24 protein-coding genes and 1 pseudogene are annotated in these 25,434 nt (G+C 61.0%); 17 read left to right on the top strand and 8 right to left on the bottom strand.

The genetic code is table 11. The features are described from left to right. Nucleotides 1-87 precede the first annotated feature (87 nt). Complete coding sequence (locus RLCC275e_RS15105) at nucleotides 88-432, top strand: hypothetical protein (protein ID WP_033180669.1); 345 nt, start codon at nucleotides 88-90, stop codon at nucleotides 430-432. Between the two features lie 503 nt (nucleotides 433-935). Here RLCC275e_RS15105 and RLCC275e_RS15100 read toward each other — a convergent pair. Then, on the bottom strand, nucleotides 936-1,676 hold the full coding sequence (locus RLCC275e_RS15100; protein WP_018242956.1) for an SIMPL domain-containing protein: 741 nt from the start codon (nucleotides 1,674-1,676) through the stop codon (nucleotides 936-938). Between the two features lie 197 nt (nucleotides 1,677-1,873). On the opposite strand from RLCC275e_RS15100, the gene RLCC275e_RS15095 reads away from it, so the two are divergent. Next, nucleotides 1,874-2,320, top strand: coding sequence for a GNAT family N-acetyltransferase (locus RLCC275e_RS15095; RefSeq protein WP_033180244.1), 447 nt, complete (start codon nucleotides 1,874-1,876; stop codon nucleotides 2,318-2,320). A 99-nt stretch (nucleotides 2,321-2,419) separates the two neighbouring features. Here RLCC275e_RS15095 and RLCC275e_RS15090 read toward each other — a convergent pair whose 3' ends face one another. Then, entirely contained in the window at nucleotides 2,420-2,566 is a 147-nt protein-coding gene (locus tag RLCC275e_RS15090; protein ID WP_003561157.1) for a hypothetical protein, read from the bottom strand. A gap of 254 nt (nucleotides 2,567-2,820) precedes the next feature. Between RLCC275e_RS15090 and RLCC275e_RS15085 the strand changes: the two genes are divergently transcribed. Further along, nucleotides 2,821-3,012 carry a hypothetical protein gene (locus tag RLCC275e_RS15085; RefSeq protein ID WP_033180245.1) on the top strand — a complete coding sequence of 64 codons (192 nt, stop codon included), beginning with the start codon at nucleotides 2,821-2,823 and terminating at the stop codon, nucleotides 3,010-3,012. A 102-nt stretch (nucleotides 3,013-3,114) separates the two neighbouring features. Here RLCC275e_RS15085 and RLCC275e_RS34290 read toward each other — a convergent pair whose 3' ends face one another. Then, complete coding sequence (locus RLCC275e_RS34290) at nucleotides 3,115-3,309, bottom strand: hypothetical protein (RefSeq protein ID WP_033180246.1); 195 nt, start codon at nucleotides 3,307-3,309, stop codon at nucleotides 3,115-3,117. Between the two features lie 649 nt (nucleotides 3,310-3,958). Here RLCC275e_RS34290 and RLCC275e_RS15080 point away from each other — a divergent pair. From RLCC275e_RS15080 to RLCC275e_RS15045, 8 genes are all read left to right on the top strand, one after another. Continuing rightward, nucleotides 3,959-5,260 carry a CHASE2 domain-containing protein gene (locus tag RLCC275e_RS15080; protein ID WP_082229718.1) on the top strand — a complete coding sequence of 434 codons (1,302 nt, stop codon included), beginning with the start codon at nucleotides 3,959-3,961 and terminating at the stop codon, nucleotides 5,258-5,260. 159 nt (nucleotides 5,261-5,419) lie between these two features. Further along, nucleotides 5,420-6,154: a hypothetical protein gene (locus RLCC275e_RS15075; RefSeq protein ID WP_033180248.1), complete on the top strand. Its 735-nt coding sequence runs from the start codon at nucleotides 5,420-5,422 to the stop codon at nucleotides 6,152-6,154. Then, nucleotides 6,151-10,047 (top strand): CHAT domain-containing protein, encoded by a 3,897-nt coding sequence (locus RLCC275e_RS15070; RefSeq protein ID WP_033180249.1) that lies wholly within the window; start codon nucleotides 6,151-6,153, stop codon nucleotides 10,045-10,047. The genes RLCC275e_RS15075 and RLCC275e_RS15070 overlap by 4 nt, the downstream gene beginning before the upstream one ends. 720 nt (nucleotides 10,048-10,767) lie before the next feature. Further along, the gene (gene blh / locus RLCC275e_RS15065) at nucleotides 10,768-12,066 is read left to right on the top strand and encodes a bifunctional sulfur transferase/dioxygenase Blh (RefSeq protein ID WP_033180250.1); all 1,299 of its coding nucleotides are present in this window, start codon (nucleotides 10,768-10,770) and stop codon (nucleotides 12,064-12,066) included. Continuing rightward, nucleotides 12,057-12,404 carry a sulfite-sensing transcriptional repressor BigR gene (gene bigR / locus RLCC275e_RS15060; protein ID WP_130672390.1) on the top strand — a complete coding sequence of 116 codons (348 nt, stop codon included), beginning with the start codon at nucleotides 12,057-12,059 and terminating at the stop codon, nucleotides 12,402-12,404. Before blh ends, bigR begins: the two co-directional genes overlap by 10 nt. Then, nucleotides 12,401-12,811, top strand: coding sequence for a YeeE/YedE family protein (locus RLCC275e_RS15055; RefSeq protein ID WP_033180252.1), 411 nt, complete (start codon nucleotides 12,401-12,403; stop codon nucleotides 12,809-12,811). The genes bigR and RLCC275e_RS15055 overlap by 4 nt, the downstream gene beginning before the upstream one ends. Beyond that, on the top strand, nucleotides 12,808-13,239 hold the full coding sequence (locus RLCC275e_RS15050; RefSeq protein ID WP_033180253.1) for a YeeE/YedE family protein: 432 nt from the start codon (nucleotides 12,808-12,810) through the stop codon (nucleotides 13,237-13,239). Before RLCC275e_RS15055 ends, RLCC275e_RS15050 begins: the two co-directional genes overlap by 4 nt. Further along, nucleotides 13,221-14,018 carry a sulfite exporter TauE/SafE family protein gene (locus RLCC275e_RS15045; protein WP_033180254.1) on the top strand — a complete coding sequence of 266 codons (798 nt, stop codon included), beginning with the start codon at nucleotides 13,221-13,223 and terminating at the stop codon, nucleotides 14,016-14,018. Before RLCC275e_RS15050 ends, RLCC275e_RS15045 begins: the two co-directional genes overlap by 19 nt. Before the next feature lie 221 nt (nucleotides 14,019-14,239). On the opposite strand, the gene RLCC275e_RS15040 is transcribed toward RLCC275e_RS15045, so the two are convergent. Both RLCC275e_RS15040 and RLCC275e_RS15035 read right to left on the bottom strand, forming a co-directional pair. Next, on the bottom strand, nucleotides 14,240-15,073 hold the full coding sequence (locus tag RLCC275e_RS15040) for a universal stress protein (RefSeq protein ID WP_033180670.1): 834 nt from the start codon (nucleotides 15,071-15,073) through the stop codon (nucleotides 14,240-14,242). A gap of 67 nt (nucleotides 15,074-15,140) precedes the next feature. After that, nucleotides 15,141-17,816, bottom strand: a complete 2,676-nt coding sequence (locus tag RLCC275e_RS15035) for a cation-translocating P-type ATPase (RefSeq protein WP_033180255.1) — start codon at nucleotides 17,814-17,816, stop codon at nucleotides 15,141-15,143. A 225-nt stretch (nucleotides 17,817-18,041) separates the two neighbouring features. Here RLCC275e_RS15035 and RLCC275e_RS15030 point away from each other — a divergent pair, with 225 nt between their 5' ends. Together RLCC275e_RS15030 and RLCC275e_RS34675 are read left to right on the top strand one after the other, a co-directional pair. Continuing rightward, nucleotides 18,042-18,365: a TraR/DksA family transcriptional regulator gene (locus RLCC275e_RS15030; RefSeq protein WP_033180256.1), complete on the top strand. Its 324-nt coding sequence runs from the start codon at nucleotides 18,042-18,044 to the stop codon at nucleotides 18,363-18,365. A 28-nt stretch (nucleotides 18,366-18,393) separates the two neighbouring features. Then, nucleotides 18,394-20,257, top strand: a pseudogene (locus tag RLCC275e_RS34675) (heavy metal translocating P-type ATPase). On the opposite strand, the gene RLCC275e_RS15020 reads toward RLCC275e_RS34675, so the two are convergent. Next, entirely contained in the window at nucleotides 20,254-21,075 is an 822-nt protein-coding gene (locus RLCC275e_RS15020; protein WP_033180257.1) for a universal stress protein, read from the bottom strand. The pseudogene RLCC275e_RS34675 and the gene RLCC275e_RS15020 overlap by 4 nt on opposite strands. Nucleotides 21,076-21,204: 129 nt before the next feature. Here RLCC275e_RS15020 and RLCC275e_RS15015 point away from each other — a divergent pair, with 129 nt between their 5' ends. Then, on the top strand, nucleotides 21,205-21,663 hold the full coding sequence (locus tag RLCC275e_RS15015) for a pyridoxamine 5'-phosphate oxidase family protein (RefSeq protein WP_033180258.1): 459 nt from the start codon (nucleotides 21,205-21,207) through the stop codon (nucleotides 21,661-21,663). A 46-nt stretch (nucleotides 21,664-21,709) separates the two neighbouring features. Continuing rightward, nucleotides 21,710-22,081: a hypothetical protein gene (locus RLCC275e_RS15010; RefSeq protein WP_033180259.1), complete on the top strand. Its 372-nt coding sequence runs from the start codon at nucleotides 21,710-21,712 to the stop codon at nucleotides 22,079-22,081. 10 nt (nucleotides 22,082-22,091) lie between these two features. Here RLCC275e_RS15010 and RLCC275e_RS15005 read toward each other — a convergent pair whose 3' ends face one another. Together RLCC275e_RS15005 and RLCC275e_RS15000 are read right to left on the bottom strand one after the other, a co-directional pair. Further along, nucleotides 22,092-22,502, bottom strand: coding sequence for a universal stress protein (locus tag RLCC275e_RS15005; protein ID WP_033180260.1), 411 nt, complete (start codon nucleotides 22,500-22,502; stop codon nucleotides 22,092-22,094). A 1-nt stretch (nucleotide 22,503) separates the two neighbouring features. Further along, on the bottom strand, nucleotides 22,504-22,803 hold the full coding sequence (locus RLCC275e_RS15000; protein WP_033180261.1) for a hypothetical protein: 300 nt from the start codon (nucleotides 22,801-22,803) through the stop codon (nucleotides 22,504-22,506). Between the two features lie 164 nt (nucleotides 22,804-22,967). On the opposite strand from RLCC275e_RS15000, the gene RLCC275e_RS14995 reads away from it, so the two are divergent. After that, on the top strand, nucleotides 22,968-23,951 hold the full coding sequence (locus RLCC275e_RS14995; RefSeq protein ID WP_033180262.1) for a zinc-dependent alcohol dehydrogenase family protein: 984 nt from the start codon (nucleotides 22,968-22,970) through the stop codon (nucleotides 23,949-23,951). 103 nt (nucleotides 23,952-24,054) lie between these two features. Beyond that, entirely contained in the window at nucleotides 24,055-25,410 is a 1,356-nt protein-coding gene (locus RLCC275e_RS14990; protein WP_033180263.1) for a trypsin-like peptidase domain-containing protein, read from the top strand. Nucleotides 25,411-25,434 lie beyond the last annotated feature (24 nt).

Genomic DNA, 25,434 nt, shown 5'->3' with positions numbered 1-25,434 from the left:
AGTGATTCCCAAATGACGCTTCGGCGTGATGCGGACCAATGGGGAGGGCGGCTCGACCGCACCGACTTTCAAACGAAAGGTTTTTCGATGATGCAGTTTCTGGCAAAGGCGGGTCTTGCCGTCATGCTGACAGCCGGTACCCTTGCCGGCACGGTGGTCCCGGCCGCCGCCCAGTTGAATATCATTATTGGCGATCAGGACCGTGGTCCGCCGCAGGACTACCGCCGTCCGCCTCCTGGGCCGGGCTATGGCCGGCCATCGCGCGGCTGCAATCCGCAGCTCGCCGAAAACCTTGCTCGGGATTACGGCTTTCGTCGCGCCCGGGTCGTCGACATCACCCCGCGCCGTGTGATCGTCCAGGGTTGGACGCGTCGCGGCCAAGATGAAATGAGCTTCGGCAATGTGCGCGGCTGCCCCGCCCTGCGCCGCTAATCGTTAGAAGAAAACGCCGCCCCGTCTCCCCGATGCGGCGGCCAAGAGCCGCCTTTGCCCGTCTCCCCGGATCGGCAAGGGCGGTTTTCTTTTGCGCTCAGTTTGACTGCGCTCTTTCCTCCGGCATCATCGCGGGCCTTGTGTATGAATCCAAGACCCCTCTCCAACCCCTCCACACAAGGGGGAGGGGCTAAGCTGTGGCCCAGGCGGGACCAAAAAGCAGACGTGTCGCTGGCTGTTACCGCTCTACGGATTGCTACGATGGAGGTCATGTGAAGTGGGGGCGGCATGTTAGCCCCTCCCCCTTGTGGGGAGGGGTTGGGGAGGGGACTTGTTTTGTGAGCGGCAGCCGTCGGCGCCAGCCGGACAGCATCGGCCTTTGTGCCGAGGATCAACCGAGGTAACTGCTTGGGGCACAAGCCCGAGCATGACGAAGGTCAGTGGCCGACTTTGTCAGCAATCCGAGCCCCGCGCGTCTGAAATGACGCGCGGGGCTGTAATGCTTATTGCTCGATCGCGAAGGTCACGGTGACGCTGACATTGTAATTGTTCTCGCCGCTCTGGACGGGAACGGCAGCGTCGGAGGCCTCCTTCATCATCGTGGCGCGATAGACCGGCTGCGGCATTGCGCGCGGCACATTCTCGTTGATCTCGATGATGCGGCCGAGCTTAACGCCGGCGGCTTCGCTCAGCGTCTTCGCCTTTTTGACGGCTTCGGCGACGGCATCCTTGCGCGCCTCTTCGATGGCGGCATCCGGCTTGTCATTGGTGAACTGGATGTCGCCGCCCTGGTTGATGCCGAGGCTGACGGACTGGTCGATCACCGCGCCGAGCTTGGCGAGATCGCGCAGCCGGACGGTGACCGAATTGATGGTCTGGTAGCCGATCAGCTGCGGCTGCTGCTGCTGGCCGTCGACCGGCTGCGGATAATTGTATTGCGGCTGGATGGAAAAGCCGGAGGTCTGGAGGTCGCGCTCGGCGATGCCGCCGCTCTTCAGCGCGGCAAGCACGTCGTTCATCGCCTTGTTGTTCTCGTCGAGCGCTTCGCGGGCGGTTTTCGCCTGTTTGACGACGGCGAAATTGACGATGGCCATATCGGGAGCGACGGACGATTCGCCATCGCCGGTCACCGAAATCACCGGCTCGCGCGGCTTCATCTCCTGCGCGAAGGCGGGCGCTGCGGCGGCGAGCGGCAGCGCCAAAAGGGCGGTCATCAGGACTGTTCTGGTATAGATCGGCGCCATGTTTTCATTCCTTGGTTGTCGTTTCCCGGAAGAGCTTTCTGTCGGTTGATTGTGAAGCTATTACGGCGGAAAAGACAGGCGCATGTGTAGCGAGAAAAAAATGTCAGGGATGCCTGTATCGGAGCCTGAACCTGCAGGACGTCCGCCGATCCTCAAGAGCCGAAACGGCTGGACCGGAACCGACGGCTCGCTATCATATGGCGACCATCGACAACGAGGAAGCAATGTTCGAAACGCTCGATCCCGTCCCGTCCGAGATCGCCACCGCGATTTCCGACGGCCTGAACGCCTTCAACGAGAGCGCTGGGATCAGACGCGAGGCTTTTGCCATCGTTTGGCGAGAGAACGGAGGGCTTATCGCCGGAATAACGGCGTCCGTTTCCTTCTCGGTTCTTTTCATCGGTAATCTGTGGGTCGCAAAATCGCTGCGGCAGGGCGGCATCGGCACGAAATTGATGGCGGCGGCCGAAGAAGAGGGGCGCCGCCGCGCCGCGGTCGCGGCCTGCGTCGACACGCTCTCGACCCAGGCCCCGGATTTTTACCCGAAGCTCGGATATGTCGAATTCGGCAGGGTCAGCGGGCATGCGGGAGGCCGGCCCGTTGACCGGATCTGGTTCCGCAAGGAATTTTACGCCGCAAGTTGATCAGAAGCCGCTGGCGGCTTCCCATCAGATATCAACTGAGATGACATTGGAGGACGTAATCGCGGGGCAGACGAGTCTGTTGACTCGCCAATTGTCCTATTAAGCGCCGAAATCGTCCATGAAGGATGGGTGGATGGCGGGCTTGCGCTCTTCGCGTGCGTCGCGAATACGCTGGGGAACCGCACCGAGACCAGCCACGAAGCGGGTCAGGAGATTGCGGTTGAAAAGTTTATGTATGGCACTCATGGCAGTTCACTCATTCTTTTTTTTGTTAGCCGGCAGCATATATTTTGCCCAGGCTGCCGTAACAATGGGCAATTTTGCATGACAGTTATGTGACAGTGCATGGCTTGAGGGTGGCTGGCCTAAAAGGTGATCACATTGACGTTAGAAGCGGCCTTCCAGAGCGGTCGGCTGCTATAAATCCTCGTCGGTATTCGCCGTGGGTGCTAGATTGCCCGCTTGGGGTAAAGCCATGCCCCTCCGAAGGAGAAGCTCAGATGAACCGATTTTTCGCATCTATCGCGACCGGAACGCTGATCAGCCTTGCCACGATCATTTCGGGCTGCACGTCGTCCGGAAATCTCGACCAGACGTCGTCGATCGGCGGCGGTTATTATGAGCGTCAGCCGCTTAATCCGGCGTGTGGCGGTGGGTTCAGACCGAGTGATGGCCGTTCTTGTAGCTATTAGAAACGTGCACCGGTCGGGCATGACGCAGCCGGGCGACGTCGTGTGATCCCGGCCATCGCCGGAAGCGAACTATCGCCGCAATCAGACTCTAATTTTCCAGCGCTAATAGCTGCATGGACGATCGTTGCCGAATCCATCGCGGCAGGCAGGCCGAAGGGCAAAGTCAGCGCTCTGAGCGGTATAGCCGACCGAACCCGTCTGCACCGAGTCGTTTGAGCTCGTGGTGCACGACGATGCCGATATGGCAATGACGAAGGCGGCTGCCATGGCTGCCGATAGTTTGCAAGTTTGAAGCATCTCCCCACCCCTCACTGTCCGAAGTGTCCGTATAATGCTGGCAAGTAGGGCCGATGAGGCGTCCCGATAACTGATGTTGTCGATCAAGATTTTGTTATTGGCTGAAAACCCCTTCGCCGGCACTCGCTGCGACGATCAAGGTTGCCTTGGACACGCCTACAGATGTCGTTTGTTTGGACAACGATATAGGGATGATGCCGCTCATTGGGTTTTCCGCGTCGGCCGGGTCTTCATGAGCCTATTTCTACATTCTTCGAGGCTGGAAAATCGGCGAAGCGGGTTAACGGCGGAGCGAAGATCGCAGGGGGAAACTACCCGAGACAGCGAATATAATGGTGAGCGCATCGGGGTGGACGGCGCTGCGGTTCTGATTTGCGCTGGTGACAGCCAAATCGACCCGAGTTCTCTTTTGCCGGTGCCCAGGCGCTCGATTGAAGAAATTGCTCCAGTTCGGATCGGCTCAGAGCCAATCCGAATGCCAGCGGCAACAATGCGTTACGATCAGGCGAGGGTATGGTATGGGAAAGCACGTATCGATATCGGTGTGCGAAGTAAACATGAAGTACCCAAATTAAGTAATTGAACGTGATTGTGTGTAAGTTACTTCCGTGTTTTTATCCTGCTGGGTTATTGTATATTTGGCGCACATATGGCGATGAGATTACGGAGACGTTACAAACTTTTATCTACGATATTGTTGCTGTTTGCCGTTTTTGCGGTTTTGGTGCCAGTGCGGTTGAAGAACGTCGTCGAAGGAATAACAGAAAATCCTTCCCTGGATGCCATTCATGCAATCGCCGAAGGTCTCGGCCTCCTGCCATCCCCTCGTATTCCTGTCACTCTGGTACGCATCGACGACCCTAGCTTTGCCGAATGGCATCGGCCATTTCCCTTCAGTAAATCTTTAATCGCGGGGTTGGTGGACACAGCAAGGAAGGAGAAGCCTGCCGCGATACTGGTCGACTTGGACATTTCGGCCGCAACCTCCCAAGCAGACGCCGAAGCGCTGGAAAATCTGCTAGCCGAATGGAGTGAACACGATCCTCCGCTGTTGTTTCCGAAAGAACTTTCCATAGGCGAGGACGGTAAAACCCGGCCCCTCGGGCAGATTTCATTCGACAGACATTTCACGGACGGCAAGCCTCTTTATTGGGTCAATGTTCTCTTTGAACAGCAGGACGATCTCAAAATAAGAAATTGGAATCTGTGGGAACTTCCCGAAGGCAGTTGCAGGGCATTGCTTGCGCCTCAGCTTCTTCACTTTGCCTACAATAAGGGCGGTGCCAAGACCGTGCGACTGGCGGAGGACTACCTCGGCGCTCGCGAAGGCATCGATTGCCCAAAGCGCCAATTCTCCGAGATACCGGAATGGCTTCTCACGCTGGAGAAAAGCGCACCGATCCAGTTTTCCTTTCCCCGGAGCAACACAGCGATATCACCGACGACGATTCCGGAGAGTGGCGCTCCCGCCCTCGTGCAGCTATCGGCCTTTCCATTCGCCGAACGGCCCGTAGCAGCAAGCGCGCTGAAAGGCCGTTTCGTCATAATTGGAAACAGCTACGCCGATAACGGCGACTTTCACGACACGCCGATCGGAGAAATGGAGGGCATGCGCATTATAGCGAATGCGGTTGCCAATTCACCGAACGTGATCGAAGCCAACTCCCCATGCAAAACCACAGCTGTAATTGTTTGCAGCATGCTCGTGGGAGGTGTCGTGACACTCCTGACAATGGCGCTGAAGCCGTTGATTGCGGGACCCATGTCGCTGGGGTTTGGCATCGCAATCTACATCGTGTGCAACATTCATTGGGGTCCGGTGGCGGCTCACTCGGTGACCCAGAACGGTATCGTGATCTGGGTACTGGCGATCGCGTTTGAATCGCTGGAGTCGATCTGCAGGGGAATTTTCATAGACGGGCGTGGATGGAGATCATTTCTCAACGGCTGAAGGGGGCCGCCGCAAATGAGATTGCCGTGGGGAAGCTTATTAATTCTAACGGTCAGCATTCTCTGGCCGGGACGATTCGGTAACGCCGCGGAAGGTGTGGCGCTGATCGTGGATTACGGCCCCGGGAACGAGTTGAGGGGCGCGCGTGCCGGGGCTCCGATGAAGTTCGAACTCGGGACCGTCCTCGAAGAAGGAGACCGGTTGAAAGTTCCCGAGCGTGGATTCGTGAAGATCAACCGCGGAGGCACGTGCGAATGGTTGGCTTCGCCTGATTACCAGGAAAAGGCCGAAGAAGGATGCACGGCGAAGATAACGTCCGACTATGCTGTTTCGGCCCCCGGCTTGGCGGGAGAGGTCGCAGGTCGATACCAGCGGCTCGCGGAAATGCTTGGCTGGTGGGACCCCGAGCGGGAGAGAAAGCCCATGCGTAGCCGGGATTCCTATAAACCGCGCGTGCCCGCGTTGGACAACATTGCAAAGCCGCTTGTTGTCGTCGGCGATCGCGTACTCCAGCTTCGGTGGGTGGATGGCAAGCCGCCCTTCCGTCTGGTCGCGATCACGCCCAATGGACGAGAGGCCGAAGGCGTGGTCACGGAGAGCGGCCGAAGCGGAACCGTCACTGTTGCGGTCAAGAATGAAACGGCCATCCGTCTGGAGCTGACGGCCGGAGACGAGGTCGTCTCTTATACGCTGTACGGTGTATCCCGGTTCGATGCAGCGTCCGGCGACGCCGAAATCGACGATTATGATCGGGCCTCCAGGATCGTTGCCGCGATCTCCGATAGCGGCGGAGACTGGGCCTTCGAAGGGGTCCAGCAAATCTCGACGCTAAACCTCGACCCGCGGGTGAAAGAAGCCCTGACGGACGCAATCGAATTCGGAGACTGGCCATGACCCTTTTCCGTATCTTGCTTGTCGCGGTTCTGGGCGCATCCGCTCTGGTCTGGAGCATTATCACTGCCTCGGCCATGGAAGGCATGACGATCGGGCCTGAGCACTCGTCTGTAAAAGAGATCATCCAAACCGACTATGCGACGTCAGCCCAGCTTGACGACGCCGTAGTCGTCCTCGGTCGACTGATTTCGATGAACGAAGTCCCGCCTGGCAAGAAGAGCCCTCAGGTTGGTGTGCTGCTCTGTGACATCGGGGAAGCCGCCTTCAAGCAGGCGAACTATCTGAGCGGAGCGCAGAAGACCGACAAGCTCAAGCGGGCTGCCGCGGCCCTTGTCGCAGGTGCGGATATGCTGAAGCCTTACCAGGGGGAACACGACGGCTTCATCATCCAGCGGGCCCGCGCATATAGGTTCGCGGGCATGGCGTACCTTGCGCTCGGTGACAAGAAGAGTGCCGAAGCCTCACTCCGGAATGGTTTGGCCATCCATTGGAAACGGTTCAACGACAACGCCTATCAGCTTCAGTTCTTTCCGACGCTGTTCGATGCCGTTGATGGAGCCGATGCAAAGCGGAAGGTTGCTGAGGCGGAAATCAAGATCGCGAGGAACGTCTACAACGTGCCGACAGGGGATGGCCACGCAAGTCTCGAAGGTCCGCTCAGGCGCTTGAGGATCGCTGAGACCGATGGGAACCCGCTCATAGCAACGTTCGCGGCTGCACGTGCCAGGGCATCTGAACTTGCGTCCGGGGGCGACGAGAAAGGTGCTTACGCCGAACTCGCTTCGGCGTTTAATGCGGCGAAAAGTGTGAGCGATCAGAAGCTTTTCATAGGTCGAATGAAGCCCTCACCGTTCTTCATATACGACGACCCAGATGCCGGGAAATCCGTCGGTTGGGATCAATATCAAGAGGCCCCGAACATGGTACCCTACGACCATGTGGCAACAAGGTTCTTTGTTGACCGCAACCTTATGCCGTTCATTGCCGAGGGACGTAATAATCTCATGACCCTCCTGGGGCAATGGGAAGGGATTTACGACACCGGCGACAAGGCAAAAGCGGCCTACTTCTGCAGGCTCATTCCCTGGAGCTACAACGGATATGAGAGCGCAGACGGTTACGATAGGGTTTATGGCGGGATACCTCCATTCTGCGCGAATTCGGTGCAGTGGGCCGCCTGGATGAGGTCGCAAGGCGACATCGGGCAGGGTCTTCGCTATCTTGAAATGGGCATCGAGCTTCTTCCAGCGGCTGCCGGACAGTCTCAAGAAGGGAAGAAGTTCCTTGTCGAGAGCTTGCGCGAAATGTCGACGTTCGAATCATACTACGGGTCGCCCGATAGTTTCCTGTCCGCCTACGAGAGGCTCTCGGATATCGATGCCGATCCGCCTGCAGAACTGGCCTTCTACGCCTCGATAATTCGCGACGACCCAATAGGATTTGAGGCGGCACTTAAAACGTTGGGCGCAAGAATTCCGAAACCAGGCGAGGAAGAAGATGGCCCCGGCCCGGTTTCAAAACTGCCCGTGATTGGTCCGAAGGTCGCTCAGGCCATATGTGCGCAGCAACCGAGGGAATTGCCAGCCGTTGTACGTGTTTCATTCTGCACTGAAGAAAAGTCAGTTGACGTCGAAACTCTCCGCGCTGAGCTCAAATCAACGCCAAATATCGCACAGTCCATTCAGAGCCAACCTTTTTTCGCGGTGCCTGACTGGAGGCTTCTAAAGCTGCTGGACGAACCCGAATACAAACAAGTCCGCCCATGGGCGAAAATGGTCTTCGCACCCGGAGAAAGCACCGCTTTCGAAGACAGAAAGCTCTCGAGCCGAGAACGGAAATTCCTCGAAAAGCCGCGGGACTACGAAACCTATATTCAGCAGATGCCAGTAAACGCCCGGCGCGATGATCGATTCTCGAAGGATTTCGACGCAGCATTTCTTTCGACTGCGCTTTTGGAGGCAGGCAAAATCGATATGGCCAGATCGTGGGCTGGGCCTGCGATCGAGCGTTATCAGTCAGCCAGCGCGCCTCAGACGATTTTCAGCGCCTGGCTCTCAGAAGCTTACGAGGAACAGACGTACCTGGATGGATGGCGGTGGCTGATACTTGAGAAACCGCTTTTGGCCAACACGGCCTTCAGCAAACACATCCCGCAAAAGCTGTCTTACAGCAGACGAGGTGGGGGCCAGGAAGCGCAATCGAGCCTCGATTGGGAAAGGGTAATCGGTGCTTATCACGGACGCATCATCGCAAACGAAAGACTTCACGACCGCCCGGCTGCTCGCGAGGACGCAAAGGCCTTGGTTTCCTACATCCGCTTTGTCCTTGGCCTTCAGAGCTTTTCGCGCAACGAAACCAGGGAAGTGATCGTCCGCATTGCCCGCCCGGCTCTGACCGAGGCTCTGGACGTTCTCGTCGATGGAACCGATCTTTCTCCCGACGATCTGGAAGCCATGTTCCAGATCATTCAGATGATGAAGCCGAGCGGAACGGGCGCGACGATAGCGCGCCTTGCGGGCAGGCTTTCGGCTGTATCGCCGGCCCTCGCGAACCTTGCCAAAGAACGCGAGGAACTGCGCCAGCAATGGCTGACAATGTCTCCGGAACAGCAAGACGACCGAAAGGCTCTGGCCGCCAAAGTCGATGAACTCGACGTCGAACTCGCGAAGCAGTTTCCCCGATACGTCGAAATCGCGGGCACGGTAGCCGTGCCCGCCGCGCAGGTTGCGCAGGAGTTAACCGAGAAAGAGGCGCTGATCGCGTTCCTGAACACGGGCGAGAACTATCTGGTTATGGCCGTGACTTCGACCAAGGCGACCGTGATTAAGACCGCTATGTCTTCCGAGGACGTCGATGGCCTGGTCCGCGACCTTCGGCGTGGCCTTGAGCTTCGTGGTGGACGTCTTCCGGCTTTCCGCAGCGAAGCTGCCTACCAGCTGTATCGACAGCTCTTCGAGCCGATCGAGGCGCAATGGTCGAAGCCGCCCGAGCATCTCATCCTCGTCCCCGACGGCGCGCTCGAAAGCATACCGTTTGCGGTGTTGCTGACTGCCGAAATGCAGCGCGACGACTTCGTCAATGGGAAGTGGTTTTCGGACAGATATGTCGTGACCCGAGTCCCGTCTGTTGCGTCCCTGACGATGCTCAGGGCGGGCGCGAACGCGAAGGCAGGTGACCGGCCATTCCTGGGAATCGGCGACCCGACGCTTGACGGCGATCCCGACACCGAACGCGGCAGCGTGGATGCGATGAAAATCGCTACCTTGAGGGGCGGGGCAAACGTCAGCGACATCCGTGCCCTACCGCGTCTTCCGGAGACGGCCGATGAATTGCGTGCGCTCCAGAAGACCTTCAACGCATCCGATGATTCACTGCTGCTCGGGCAGAATGCAACGGAGACGGTGCTCAAGGCAGAAGACCTTACCCGTTTCCAGACATTGGCATTCGCGACGCACGGCCTGCTCGCGGGCGAAATTAGCGGCCTTCAGGAGGCAGGCCTCATCATGACGCCTCCCGCCGCCGCGACGGCGATCGATGACGGATATCTTTCGGCCAGCGATATCGCGGCATTGAACCTGAACGCTGATGTCGTTCTTCTTTCCGCCTGCAACACCGCCGCGCCGGAGCAGGTGGGTGCCGAGGGACTGTCGGGACTTGCGAAGGCGTTTTTTTTCGCCGGAGCCCGTAACCTTGTCGTCTCGCATTGGGCGGTCGACTCCATGGCCACGGCGGCGCTTACCACCCAAATGTTCGAAAATAGAGCCAAAGCCGCGGACAAATCGTATGCGTCCGCTCTTGGCGATGCGATGCGCGACCTGAGGGCGGTCGACGCGGGACGATTCGCCCACCCGCTATATTGGGGTCCGTTCGAGGTCGTGGGGTCGGATATGTGAGTAAACAACCAAACGAACTAGAGGAATAGTGGTGGGCCCGGAGGGACTCGAACCCCCAACCAAGCGGTTATGAGGCGTAGGACCCGATCGCTTCAAACGCGTTCACAGGCGTCCAGGAACTCTGCAATGCCATGAATCATTTTGCGATTCCTCGCGGCGGGGCTGATCGCAAGCATCCAGGGGCGTCCGTAGTCGCAGCGCCCGATGTTGCCAGATCCGATGCCATTCCGGTGTCATTTCCGTTGTCACGGGAACGGCTAGTTAGGGCTTCCGGGCAGCAGGGCCAAATGACCGATCAGGCGAATGGTGCGAAGGACGCCGTGAGCCAGCACCTATCGGACGCAGCAAGGACTGGATGCGGGGCCCAAGGGGGACATCGGCCCGCAGCCCGCGTCATCGCATCGCTCGCCGTCCATCCGGGGCGCCCGGCTTATCCGCGAGCTCGGGCCCAAGGCTGTCGTCCCGCGCGGTTGACCGCCTCAAGCCGAGTAAGCGCTATGCCCGCGGTAAAGTGGCTCCGGGAACGAAGGCGGCCGTACTGTCTCCGCTTCCGTCGTCGTACAACCAAAGGCTGCTGATTGGATTTGCTGTCGTGGCAATGGTGGTCCTCCTTTTCGCGGGAACTACAGGGCAAGCGCTGAAACTTTCGAGCCCGACCTTGATCATATATCGGTATAAATTATATTATAACATATAATGATTTCGAACACGGAGCCAATCATGCCCATCACCGCTATTTCCGAGAAGCTTTCTGTCTCGTCGCAGCCGAGTATTGTGGAGATCCAGTCGCTCCGCGACAAAGGATTCAAGACACTCATCAATAACCGACCGGACGGCGAGGATCCTGCACAGCCAGGCACGCAAGCGGAAAGCCAGGAAGCGAAGCACTGCGGCCTGTCCTATGCGTTCGTCCCGGTCACGGCCGGCACGATCACCGAGGCGGACATACGTGCGTTCCAGCGCGCCGTCGACGAATCCGACGGACCCGTGTTCGCCCACTGCAAGACCGGCACTCGGTCGCTAAGCCTCTACTTGATCGGCGAGGTCCTTGACGGCCGCATGCCTGCCGACGAGGTCGTCGAATTCGGACGCAACCGCGGCTTCGACACCAGCGCCGCCGCAGCCTGGCTCGTGCAACATGCTGCCCGCAGGCCGCAGGTAAGGGGCTTCTTCGACAAGCGGACCTGGAGCGTCCAGTATGTGGTTTCCGATCCGGTGACCCGCAGGTGCGCTATCGTCGATCCTGTACTCGACTTCGATGAGAAGTCCGGAGCGACGGCAACCATCAATGCCGACGCGATCCTCGACTACGTCCGCGACAACGGGCTGACGGTCGAGTGGATCCTCGACACCCACCCGCACGCCGACCACTTCTCGGCGGCCCAGTATCTGAAGGAGAAGACTGGCGCGCAGACAGCGATTGGCGAGCGCGTCGTGGAGGTCCAGAAGCTGTGGAAGGGCATCTACAACTGGCCCGAGCTTGCCACCGACGGCTCGCAATGGGACCGGCTGTTTGCCCATGGCGAGACGTTCAAGGTCGGCTCGATCGATGCCAAGGTGCTGTTCTCTCCGGGACATACGCTCGCCTCCATCACCTTTTTGATCGGCGACGCTGCCTTCGTGCACGACACGCTCTTCATGCCCGACAGCGGTACGGCACGTGCCGACTTCCCCGGCGGTGACGCCCGCGTCCTGTGGAAGTCGATCCAGGACATCCTCGCGCTCCCGGATGAGACGCGGATCTTTACCGGCCACGACTACCAGCCGGACGGTCGGGCACCTCGCTGGGAAAGCACGGTGGCCGATCAGAAGAAGTTCAACCGCCATCTTGCTGGCGTGACGGAAGAAGAATTCGTGGCGCTCAGGACGAAGCGCGACAAGACGCTGCCGATGCCGAAGCTCATCCTGCATGCCCTGCAGGTGAACATCCGCGGCGGGCGCCTGCCGGAGCCGGAAGCCAACGGCCAGCGCTACCTCAAATTTCCGCTCGATGCATTACAGGGAGCAGCATGGGAATGACCACCGATCTAAAGGCGATGAGGAGGGTGGGGCTTTCCCCCGCCGAGATGGCCAGCCGGGCCGGAGAGGTAGCGAACCTCCTGAAGACGCTGTCCCATCCGGCGCGCCTGATGATCGTCTGTACCCTGGTGGAAGGCGAGTATTCGGTCGGCGAGCTTGAAGAGAAGCTCGACCTCCACCAGCCGCATCTGTCGCAGCACCTGACCGTGCTGCGTGGCTCCGGGATTGTTGAAACCCGGCGGGAGGGGAAACAGATCTTCTACCGCCTGACGGAAGAGAAGGCCGCGCAACTGGTCGCCGCCCTCTATGACATTTTCTGCGTAAAGGATGACAAGTGAACGCGTACCTCCCCTCATTGGTCGGGGGCATGCTGATCGGCGTGTCGGCCCTCATGCTTCTGCTCCTCAACGGCCGGATTGCCGGGATCAGCGGGATCGTCGGGCGTCTTGCTCAAGGGATCGGTTTGACGACCAACCTTGCCTTTGCGCTCGGGCTGCTGCTCGGGCCGCTCGCCTATCTGCTCATGTTCGGCGGCTGGCCGGTCGTGCAGATCACCACCGGTTGGCCGCTGCTCATCGTCGCGGGGCTGTTTGTCGGCTTCGGCTCGCGCATGGGATCGGGCTGCACCAGCGGCCACGGCGTGCTTGGGCTTGCCCGCCTGTCGCCGCGGTCGATGGTAGCGGTCGCCACGTTCCTGACGGCTGGCGCGGTCGCCGTCGCATTTCTGCGAGGTGTGGGGTTATGAACCGGAACATCAACCAATTCGTGGCGGCGCTCGCTTCGGGCGTTGTCTTCGGCTTAGGACTGTCCTTGTCCGGCATGCTGAACCCTGTCCGCGTCCAAGGCTTCCTCGACGTCTTCGGGGACTGGGATCCGAGCCTTGCCTTCGTTCTCGGCGGCGCCGTCGTCGTCGCCTTTATCGGCGTGCAGGTGATGAAGCGGATGCAGCATCCAGCCTTTGACGACAGCTTCCACGTGCCGACGAGCCGCCGGATCGATGCTCCGCTGGTCGTTGGTTCGGCCTTGTTCGGCCTAGGCTGGGGGATCGGTGGCTTCTGTCCCGGTCCGGCAGTCGCATCCCTATCGGTCGGCCTTCCCCAGACGTTCCTGTTCGTCATCGCCATGCTGGTCGGGATGACCTTGTATGACAGAGTATGGAGCAGACGGACGTGAATACCTCCATTTTGGCGGCAGTTGGCTCCGGCGGAATCGTCGGCTTCATGCTCGGCCTGCTCGGCGGCGGCGGGTCCATCCTGGCGACGCCGCTACTACTCTACGTGGTTGGCGTGACCCAGCCGCATATCGCCATCGGAACGGGTGCGCTTGCGGTCTCGGTGAATGCCTTCGCGAACTTCGCAAGCCACGCGATCAAGGGGCACGTCTGGTGGCGCTGCGCGGCCGTCTTCTCCGCGCTCGGCGTCGTCGGCGCCCTCGGCGGCTCCAGTCTCGGCAAGGCGATGGACGGAGATCGCCTGATTTTCCTGTTCGGCATTCTCATGCTCGTCGTCGGCGTCCTGATGTTGAAGCCCAGGAAGCCAGTATCGGCAGAATGTCGGCCCATCGATCTTAAGATGTGCCTTGCCACCGCCGCCGTGGCACTCGCCGCCGGCGCTACATCGGGTTTCTTCGGGATCGGCGGGGGCTTCCTGATCGTTCCCGGCCTCATGCTGGCGACGGGCATGCCGATGATCAACGCGATCGGGACATCTCTCCTCTCCGTCGCTGCGTTCGGACTGGCGACGGCCCTGAGCTATGCCAGTTCAGGCTTGGTGGATTGGTGGCTTGCCTCCGAGTTTATTGGCGGTGGCATTGTCGGCGGCGTACTCGGCATGCTGCTCGCCACCCGGCTCAGCGCCTACAAGAACATCCTCAACCGCCTGTTCGCAGCGCTCATCTTCGTGGTCGCTGCTTACATTTTGTATCGGAACTGGGGGACGGTGGTGCCGGGCTAAGGCGCCAAGCGAAGGGCTCGACAGCCGGCGAGCCGCGACTTCCGGCCAGAAGTGACCCTTGCGTATGAAGAGCGAGCGACCCTTGCAACACCAACACGTTGACCATCTTGTAGAGACCAGCGGCGGCGTCGCTGATGGAGATGGTCGTACCCATCGTGTCTGAAAGCGACATGCCGCCACTCCGACACGGCAGCGCATGAGCGCGGCCGTGTCCTTCCCCCTCAATGCGCCATGAATATTGGCATGCTGCTTTGCTCGATCATGTTGCGCGTCACGCCTCCGAAGAGCGTCTGCTGCCACCGAGGGTGGTTGTATGCTCCCATGACGATCAGATCGGCGTTCACGTCCATCGCATGCTGCCTCAGGACCTCGTCGGCCGTGTTTCCGCCGCTGGCCACGCGATCCACCTGAACCTTGACCCCGTGACGGGACAGAAAGCTCGCGATGTCGGCGCCTGGTTCTTCTCCATTCACCCGCTCTCGCGAGACTGGATCGATCATCGTCACGTAGACGCAGTCCGCCGTCTTCAACAGGTCGAGGGCCTGCCTTGCGGCACGCGACGCCTCGTCGCTCGAATCCCATGCCAGTACGATCGATTTGGAAGTGGAAGAGAGCGGCCGCCGTCCGCGGTTGATGATGACCGGCGTCGGCGTATGGAACAGAGCGCCATCCATGACCCGCTTCTGGAGTTCCTCGTCCTTGCACGCTTGGCGGCCGACGAGAACGACGTCGGCATAGAGCGCCCGTTCTGCAATGTCCTCCCGCGCAAAAGCATATTCCGTATAGACGTCCTGCACATCGTAGGAGAGTTCGGTGCGCGAGAGATACGCCTTGATCTCTTCGGCTTTCTTGACGAGTTCCTCGATTTCGCGCTGGCGTTCTTCCAGCCAGACGGTCGACAGGGAGTTGTATTCTCCCATCATCGGCGACGCGCCCATGCAGATCACGACCGCGCTGAGATGCGCTCCGGAGGCTCCGCAAAACTCCACGGCGGCCTTCAGGTCTTCGTCGAAATATTTGGAAGTCAGGATGCTCATTACCGTGCGAATGGACATTTCGATCACCTCTCTTTTTGAATATCGAGAGGATAACGGCACTTGCGGCGACGTTCTTTGATCTTCGTCAAGCATGGGATGAACGATCGCGGCGTCGCCGGGAGACGAACTTGTCTACCTCGGTCACGAGAACGAGGGAGCTAGCGATCAGCATGCTGAGGCCCCATTCAAGAGGCGTGATCGGCGACAGGCCGAGCGTTCCGCTAAGCCACGGCACGTACATCGCCGAGATGTGGATCGTCTGGGCGGCGAGCACGCTGAGGAGCAGGAATCGGTTCCGAAGGATATCGACGGAGAATATCGATCGTCTTTCGGAGGAGCATGCCAGGGTCTGGACGTTCTCGAACATCACGAAGATCAGAAGCGTTATGTTGCGTGCTTCGGGAACGCCATATCCATGCGCAATCATCCACTGGAACGCCAGGAATGCTGCTCCGCCGATCGCGACCGTCGATTGGACGACGCGCCGGATCATCGTCCGGTCGAGGACAGGTTCGAGCGGAGAACGCGGCGGCCCCGCCAGTTCGTCTCCTTCCGGCCTGCCGCCGGCAAGCGCGACGTCCTGGATGCCGTTTGTCACGAGATTGAGCCACAAGAGCTGAACAGGGAGGAGCGGCATGGGCAGGCCGAACGGCAGCGCGAGCATGAAGAGCAGGACCTCGGCGGCGCCTGTTGCGACCGACATCAGTACTACCTTGCGGATGTTGCGATAGGCGGCCCGGCCTTCTGCGATCCCCGCGACGATGGATGCAAAGTTGTCGTCCGTGACGACGAGATCGGCGCTTTCCTTCGCCACCTCGGTTCCCCTGAGGCCCATTGCGACGCCGACATGCGCCTTCTTCAGCGCCGGACCGTCGTTGACACCGTCTCCGGTGACGGCGACGATGTGGCCGTTGCGGATCAGGGATGCGACGATCGCCGATTTCTGCGCTGGCTGCACGCGGGCGTAGATGCGGGCCTCTCTTGTGATCTCGTCCAGCCGTTGGTCGCCCGCTCGCGCGGCTTCATCGATGTTGTGGCCCGAGACCACCTGGCCCGCGTGAAAGCTCAGGCCGGCATCTCGGGCAATCGCGGCAGCGGTCCGCGGGTCGTCCCCGGTCACCATCACGACCTCCACGCCCGCCGCGTGGCAGTCTTTCATAGCGTTCGGCACTTCAGGCCGGACCGGGTCCTGCAGTCCGGCCAGCCCCAAGAACACGAGATCGACAAGGTGACCGTGTCCGAGGCTTCCGGCGAGGGACGCGCCGATTTCCCCTTCGGCGAACGCGAGCACCCTGAGGCCTCGAGCGGCCATTTCTTCCTTCTGCGCCAAAAGCGACGCACGGTCGATTTCGACTACGCTTCCCGCGGAGTCCATGCGATCAGACATTTCTATGAGCACCTCCGACGCCCCCTTGACGAAGACATGAATCCGATCACTGCCGTGGTGGAAGGATGCAGCGTATTTGTGCTCGGGCTCGTAGGCGATCCTTGCCGCCAGCGGGTATCGGTCGTTCAACTCTTCCTGTCCCAGCCCGGCCTTCCGTCCTGCTGCAAGAAGCGCCACGTCGACCGTGTCTCCGGCGGCGACCCACAGATCGTCGCGGCGAGCCAGGGTTCCTTCGTTTGCGAGCAGTGCAGCGCGTAGCAGCCTGCGCGCCCTCTCGCGGACAAGGTCGCTGTCCAGGCCGCTCGCCCTGATCTCGCACTTGTCGAGATCGGAATGGGCGTCAAGGGCGATGTCCGTGCCGTCCGGCAGGCGAATTTCGGTCACCGTCTGCACGTTGCTGGTCAAGGTCCCCGTCTTATCCGTGGCGATTATCGTGGTCGAACCGAGGGCCTCAACAGCCGGCATGCGTCGGACGATGACGTTGCGGGCGGCCATCCGCCGCATGCTGACGGCGAGCGCGACGGAGATCGCGATCGGAAGCCCTTCAGGAACAGCGCTCACCGCCAGACCTACGGACATCATGACAAGATCGTGCAGAGGGAGGCCCCGCATGAAGCCCGCGACGACCAGCACCAAAGCTGCCAATCCTACGAAAACCGCGAGCGCATTCGTGAACTTCGCCAGACGGGCAACAAGCGGGGGCTGCGACGAACTGGCTCTTCCCAACTCGGCTGCGATGCCGCCAAGCATGGTCGCGGTACCCGTAGCGGTCACGACGCCCTTGGCTCGCCCGCGCGTCACCAGGGAACCCGCGCGCAGCATGGAACTGGCGGTTTCATCCGACGATCCTTCGACGGTTCGCCCTTTGGGGACCGGCATCGACTCGCCGGTCAGAAGCGACTCGTCGCATCGGAGATCACTTGCATCGACAAGCATCAGATCGGCAGGGATTCGGTCGCCGGATTCCAGAAGAACGAGATCGCCCACGACCAGCCGCTTGGCCTCGATCCTGCAAGCCACGCCGTCCCGTATGACCCTGGCCGACGGCTGCTCGAGCCTTCGAAGGGCGGCGGCCGCTCGATCCGCAGAATACTCCTGGTAGGTGCCTATGGAGGCATTGATCAGAAGCACGACGAGAATGAACAGGCCGTCTTCGATCCTGCCGGTCGCAAACGAGAGCGCCGATGCCAGCAAGAGGATGTAGATGATCGGATTGCGAAATTGGATGAGAAAGACCCGCAGCGGCGATGGGGGCTCAGGCTCGGGCAGCATGTTGGGTCCAAGCTCGGCGAGGCGTTCCTCGGCCTCGATGCTTGTCAGTCCGATCACCGCAGGCGTCGTGGGGGCGGGTGTCTGCGCCGTCAGATTCATCATGGGCTCCGGGCTTGTCGCGACGATTTCATTGAAGGCTCCCCCGACAACCTATGTGCTCCCGCGCACGAGGCATTGACCGGGATCAAGGAGCTTCGATCGAACTGAGATATGCTGGAGCCGATTTATGGACCGCGGCTTTATGCGGTCACGCGCTGCGCTTGGATCGGTTCCCGACGGTGCCGCGTGTGGACCCGCATTGATCAGGCAAGATTGGAAGGCACTAAAATGAATAAAAGCTCAGTACAGACCGTCCTGCAGACGATGAAGGATGACCTTGTCCGTCGTCTCGGAGCGATCGATGCGGATCTCTGCGTCGCGCTAGAGAAGGACAGCGAGGAGCGCGCGACCCAGGTTGAAAACGATGAGGTTCTTCGCGAGATGCAAGCCGAGGGGCGCGACCAGATCGGGGCCATCGACGCGGCGATCGACCGGCTGAACGACGGCACATACGGGCGATGCGTCAAATGCCACCATCCGATCGGCAAGGAGCGGCTCGCGGCGGTTCCCTATACGCCGTTCTGCATCGATTGCGCAAAATCGTTCCGCTGAGGCTTCTGGATTGATGGGAGGGTGAGAGGTGGCTACAGCGGCGGCTTGGTGGGCTGGTAGGTGGACGTGTCCTGAGGGCGGGCTGTCGCGACTGAGGGAAGGAGGCTCCCGGTCGGGCCTTCTGGTGCTGTCGTCGCTGCTTGCGCTTGCGGCCGCATTCGCCTTCTATCTCGCGGGTCACGGCCCTGGATATCGGTTAATCCTGGCGGGCTGCACCAGCCTGAGTCTGCTGTCTCTTTGCGTTGAAATCGCCAAGAAGCTGCAGAAAGAGGAATACGGTCTGGACCTGATCGCGGCCCTGGCCATGGGGTTCTCCTTATGGTTTGGCGAATATCTCGCCGGAGCGATCGTCGGTCTCATGTATTCCGGCGGTCAGTTTCTGGAGGCATACGCACATCGTCGCGCCGACGAGGGCATGTCGGCTTTGCTGGCGCAAGTTCCGCGGACGGCCATGCGGCTTGACGGAACCGGTTTCCAAGAAATTCCGATCGAGAAGATCGCGGTCGACGACGTGCTCCTGATACGCAAGGGCGACGTCGTACCGGCCGACGGGGCGCTCGTCGGCGAAGTCGCGACGATCGACCAGGCGGTGCTGACCGGAGAGCCTTTCCCGGTGCGAATCGTCAGGGGTGGCAACATTTCGAGCGGCGCCACGAACGAGGGCGATGCGATCGAAATCCGCGTTCTAAGCCGCGCCGAGGACAGCACCTATGCCGGAATAGTCAGGCTCGTAGAAGCATCGAGACGTTCCAAGGCGAAGCTGATGCGCCTGGCCGACCGCTTCTCGGTCTGGTTCCTGGTCGCCACGATCGCGGTCGCAGGAGTCTCTGCATTCATGTCCGGAGACATGTCACGGATCGTGGCCGTGCTTGTCGTCGCCACGCCCTGTCCGTTGATCCTGGCGGTACCCGTCGCACTTGCAGCCGGCACTTCAAAAGCCGCCAAGGAGGGCGTTCTGGTGAAGGGCGCGGGACCTCTCGAGGCCCTCGCACAGGTCACAGTAGCGGTGTTCGACAAGACGGGGACGCTCACTGCGGGACAGCCGGAAGTCGGTGTAATAGAGGGCCCGGAGCATCCGGACAGGATCCTGCGGCTGGCCGCCTCGCTGGACCAGGCATCGGGCCATGTGGTCGGACGCGCGCTGGTGGACGAGGCACATAGACGTGGGTTAGTACTGAGCCGCCCATCGGAGGTGACCGAGACCGCGGGATCCGGAATCTCCGGAATCGTCGGGGGGGGTGCGCGTCGGCGTCGGAGGAGACGCCTATTTCGGAGAGGCGCCGCCGTCCGGGCCTAACGGGTCAGGCAGCGCAATGCGTGTCAAGGTACTGTTTGACGGCACGCCGGCTGGCACGATCACGCTCGAAGACCGGCTTCGCGAAGACGCTGTCCAACTCGTCACCCAGCTCCGGGCGGCAGGAATCTCTCGAGTAGTCCTGGCTTCTGGTGACGAGTTGGCTATAGCGACAGCCATAGCTCGCTCTCTGGGTTTGGACGACGTCGCGGCGAGGCTCGCTCCCGCGGACAAAGTCGCAGTCATCGAAAAGGAACGCGTCCACGGGAAAGTGCTGATGGTCGGCGACGGCGTGAACGACGCGCCAGCGCTGGCAGCAGCCGATGTAGGAATCGCGGTAGGCGTCGAGAACCTTGCGGCGGCCGCGGAGGCCGCAGATATCGTGCTCGTCCGGGACGACCTCACCAAGATAGCGACGGCGATCGGCATTGCGCGTCGTTCGCGCAAGATCGCGCTTCAAAGCATCTATGCCGGCATAGGTCTCTCGCTCCTCGCGATGGGGTTCGCAGGAGCGGGATACCTTCCGCCAGTCGGCGGCGCATTGCTTCAGGAGGCCATCGACGTGGCGGTCATTCTCAACGCCCTTCGCGCCCTCTAATGGGCGAGAAGCACCGGCAGTTCTGCCTTGACGAGCAGTTCCCGAGTGACGCCGCCGAGGATGAATTCACGAAGCCGCGAATGGCCAAATCCGCCCGCGACCAATAGGTCTGCTTTTCGTTCCAGCGCGGCCGATTGAATGGCGGCCGTCGCGGTCTCGCCGAATGCCTGGATCGATACGTCATCCACGTCGAGTCCCGAATGCTTCAAAGAAGAGATCAGGAGGGCGCGGTTCGCCTCGTCGATGTCCTTGTCGTCGGTGATCGAGATGACCTGCACCTTGATCGCGCGTTCGATGAAGACCCGTGCGCAGGAAAGGGCGCGCGCTGCGGTGGCGCTGCCGTCCCAGGCGACGGCGATCGTGTCCACACGAGAGTAGTCGCTGGTGGCTGGAAATAGCACGAGCGGACGGCCGCTTCCGAATAGCAGCGTTTCGGGGAGTTGTCGGGAGAGCTCGGAGGCTTCGACGATGGAAAGGTCGTAGCACTTGGCAATTTCAGAAAAGCGTTCATAGACGAACGGTTCCCTGACCTCGAATCCGTGGATTCGCACCTCGAAGCCAGTTTCCGAAATAGCGTCGGCGACGTGTTCCCGCAGCGAAGTCCCGCTGTCCCGGCTATACCGCTCTGCTTGTCCTCGCCATGTCTCGACATCGATAACGGTGGGAAAGGGCGGATGGACCTGGGGGATCCGGACTTGCGGGATACTGGCGACGAGATGGGCGTCATTCTGCCTAGCGAGGCCAATAGCATTGTCGATTATGGCGAAGGAACTCGCGTCGGGATAGGTCGACAAAGGAAGATGGAACTGCGGCTTCATGCTGGCCTCCTGAGGTTAAACAGCCGTCATGATGCATGCCGCAGAGAGAGTTTGCATTGCGCTTTGTCAAGGCCGCGGCGCAACGATGCTCTTATGATCGTGCCTTCACTAAAGCTGGAGAACACGGTCATGACGATCAAGCTGACGGAGATCAACCCCGGTGAGTGTTACCGGATCCTTGAGAACGAGCGCTTCGGTCATCTCGCATGCTGCAAGGATGGCCAGCCCTACGTGGCGGCAATCTACTTCGCCTTCTCCAGCGGCGTTGCCTATAGCTTCACCATGCCTGGCAAGAAGCTCGACTGGATGCGGGGGAACGACAAGGTCTGCCTTCACGTCGAGCAGCGTCCTGCCGCCGGCGGTTGGAAAAGCGTCGTCGTCGACGGTCGGTTCGAGGAGTTTCCGGACAGCGACGCGCGACGAAGCGAAAGGCTCCATGCGTGGTCGCTTCTCCAAAAGTATTCGGACTGGTGGGAGATCGGCTCCATGAAGCCCCACGAGGTCCCAATGCTCGATGGTTCTCCTCACGTCTTCTACGGCATTGCCGTCACGGCCGTGTCGGGACGGAGCGCAGTCAGAACGGAGTGAACGCCGAAGCTCGAGCCGAGACCACATCCCACAAAAGGAGCACCACATGCCATATCCCCCCAGCCTGCATCGCAGCGCCACGCTGAACGCCAACCTCGCGCCCATTGTTCGCACGGGGTTCCTGTTTCAAGACGAGATCTGCGCCGCGTCGGTGAGGGTCACCACGGATTTGACGGCGTCCGCCGCGCGACGGGGGCTCCGATACTTCGATTTCCTGGCTCGACTTGTCTGTAGTATTGACAACAGTGATGCTGTCGAGGTCCTTTCGGACTACGTTGAGAGCGAGCTAGAGGAGTATCCCAGGGAGGTGGCGCGGCTGTGCGAGGCCGGGTCACGAACGTTGTCGCAGGCCGCCGAACTGTATCGAGACGCCGCCGCCGGTCAGGTCAGGGAGGCTGAAGCGAAGACGGTTGTTTGAAGCGCGCGGCTCACCGGGTCGTTCGCAAGACGAGTACGGAGCATGGTGCGCGCTGCACGACATGGTCCACGACTGAGCCGAAGACCCGGTCGAGCACGTCGTCCCGGTGAGAGGCGATCAAGACGAGATCGGCGGCGATCTCCTTCGCGATGGCGACGATGAGCTGCGACGGGTTGCCCGCCCGGACGTGTATCGAAGCAGGAGTGCCGGTCGACCGCAGGGCTTCCGAAAGTCTGGTCTCGGCAGCGGCCATCACCTCGACCGCCCAATCGTCCGGCGATGCCGACGAGGGCAGGCCCTCCACCGCGTGAATGAGGTGGAGGCTTCCGTTGGGCGCGAGCTGCGCGCGGGCCGTTTCGACGAGCTGGAGCATGCGTTGCCGGGATCCTCGGCCGATGGCGCAGACGACTGTGGCGAACATGTCAGTATATGTCCTTTCCAGACAGGCTGACGAACTCGGTGGTCAGTCCATCGTCATGCGCTTCCTTGAGAAGCCGATCGGCGCTCATGATGTCGAGACACATGGTGCCAGTGAAGGATTGCCGGAGCGCGCAGCAGAAATGGTCTCTCGCCCACGCCTGGCCTCGCGGCGTGGCCGCCGTCACCTCCCAGCGATCCTCGTCCCGACGTTCGAGAACAAGGTCTGCGGACGTTCGCTCGACTGGAGGAATGGTCGTGGCTATGTCGGTTGCTGCCTTGCGGGTCTTTTCTTGTTCGCGCATGTCCGTCTCCTTTGGATGAGGTCGTGGCGCTGTGTCCAGAAGCCTATCTGCTCCAAGGCGCTCCGTCTTTGACGAGCATCAATCCGGATGTTTGACCGGGATCAAGCCAAGGTCGCGAAGGTCGTGATACGATTAGAGCGTGGCACATGCCGGTGGAGGGAAGCGTGAGGGCGATGGTACTCGAACAGGTGGGGCGGCGGCTCCGTCTCGTGGAGCGGCCGGACCCGCCAGCTTCGCCCGGCCACGTCGTCGTCAAGGTGGAGGCCTGCGGCGTCTGCCGGACGGACCTTCACGTCTGCGACGGAGACCTCTCCCAGCCAAAGCTTCCTCTCGTTCCGGGGCATGAGATTGTGGGAACCGTGATCGCAACCGGCGAGGGTGCCCCTGATCGTCTTGTCGGTCGAAAAGTCGGAGTACCCTGGCTGGGCCACACCTGCGGGCACTGCGAATATTGCCGCGAGGGTCGCGAGAACCTGTGCGACGAGCCTGGCTTCACTGGGTACACCATCGACGGCGGCTTCGCGACGCATGCGGTTGTCGAGGCGGGCTACGCGTTCGAACTGCCTGACGATACGGACCCGGTGGCGACCGCACCTCTTCTCTGCGCTGGCCTCATCGGGTGGCGATCCTTGAAGATGGCGGGCGAGGGGCGGACGATCGGCATCTATGGGTTCGGCGCGGCCGCCCACATCCTCGTGCAGGTGTGCAAGCATCGGGGCCAGAGCGTCTGTGCGTTCGTGCGTCCTGGAGACGAGGCCGGCCGGAAGTTCGCGCTTGATCTTGGCGCCGTCTGGGCCGGGTTCTCCGGTGAGAGGCCGCCGGTGCCGCTCGACGCCGCCATCATCTTCGCGCCGGCTGGCGAGCTCGTGCCGATGGCGCTCGACGTAGTGCGGAAGGGCGGAACGGTGGTCTGCGGCGGCATCCACATGTCAGACATCCCGAGCATGCCCTACCGTCTGCTCTGGGGTGAGCGGGGGGTCGTCTCGGTGGCGAACCTGACGCGGAGCGACGGGGCGGAATTCTTCTCCATCGCGAAGGCGGCCGAGATCAAATGCGTCACCAGCGTCTACGCGCTTGAACATGCAAACGAGGCTCTCGACGACCTGCGGGCGGGCCGCATCAACGGCGCAGCCATCATCGTGCCATAGCCGCCATCCTCGTTGACGAGGATCAATGCGGATCGTTCGGTCAAAACGGAAGCTTCTCCGTCAAACGTCCGTCGACAGCCGGCGGCGCAGGAGGAGAACAGAGATGTCGCGTTCGTTGCTAGCCCTGGGGGCGCTCTTCATCGCAGGTGAGAGCCTGTTGTCGGCTCCGGCCGTTGCAAACAGCCTGTCGCTCGCGCCCATGCTCCAGCGTGTCGTGCCGAGCGTCGTCAGCATCTCGGTGCAGGGCAAGGAACTCGACGACGCGGATGCGACGCTCGCCGATCCCTTCTACAGAAAGTTTTTCGGACTACCTGACGACGCCGCGCCGGCAGAGCACGGCTTCCAATCGGCCGGCTCGGGTGTCGTCATCGACGAGGTCCTCGGCTACATCGTCACCAACCAACATGTCATAGCAAGCGCCTCGAAAATCGAGGTGGCGCTCTCCGATGGCCGACGCTTCAAAGCGAAACTCGTCGGCGCTGATCCCGAGACGGATGTCGCCGTCGTTCAAATTCCACCCGATCATCTTGTTCAGGCCGATTTTGGAAGCGCGTCCTCGCTCCATGTCGGCGACGTCGTCGTGGCGATCGGGAATCCCTTCGGCCTGGGCCAGACCGCCACGATGGGCATCGTCAGCGCGCTTGGACGCCGCGCCGTTGAATCGGAGGGGTACGAAGGATTCATTCAGACGGATGCATCGACAAATCCCGGCAACTCGGGCGGCGCACTTGTAAACGAGGACGGCGTCGTCGTCGGGATCAACAGCGCGATCATCGGCCCCGCCGGCGGAAGCATCGGCATTGGTTTTGCAGTGCCCGCCGAGACTGTCGGTATCGTGATGCGGCAGCTCATCCTGACCGGCAAGCTGGTACGCGGCGAGGTCGGAATTGTCGCTCAGGACCTGACGCCCGGTCTTGCAAAGGCGTTCGGCGTCGATGAAGGGCCGGGGGCGCTCGTCAGCGAAGTCCGGCCTGGTTCGCCGGCTGCGAATGCAGGAATTCAGCCGGGCGACGTCGTCCGAATGGTCGACGGAAGGACGGTGCGTGGCGCGTCCGACGTACGTAGGCTTGTGGGATCGCTACCATTGCAGTCCAAGCCGTCCTTCCAGATCGATCGCGCCAGCCGAAGGATAGAGGCCTTTCCTGAGGTATCCGCCGCACCGGTCGCCGAACCGGCCGCTCCTCGTACCATCCATATCTCCCGTGGCCCTCTCGCCGACGTCGAGATGGCGAACTCCCCCGACGGTCTCGGCGCGCGCGTCGTCGTCGTCGCCGAGGGTTCGGTCGCGGCACAGGCCGGCCTGCAGCCAGACGACGTTATCGTCGCTGTCGACCGGCAGCCGGTAACGGACGTCGGCCAACTGCTCGCAATTCTCGTGAAGGAGCATGCCCGCGCGCTCGTCACGGTCGTGAGGAACGGCCACCGCCTCTTCGTGGCCGCCGACGTCCAGACCCAGTAGCGACCTCGCAGACGGTGTTCGGTC

The sequence above is a fragment of the Rhizobium brockwellii genome, from assembly GCF_000769405.2.
GTDB classification, from domain to species: domain Bacteria; phylum Pseudomonadota; class Alphaproteobacteria; order Rhizobiales; family Rhizobiaceae; genus Rhizobium; species Rhizobium brockwellii.
The sequence above is the reverse complement of the archived record's forward strand: the minus strand, read 5'-3'. Positions and strand labels throughout refer to the sequence as shown.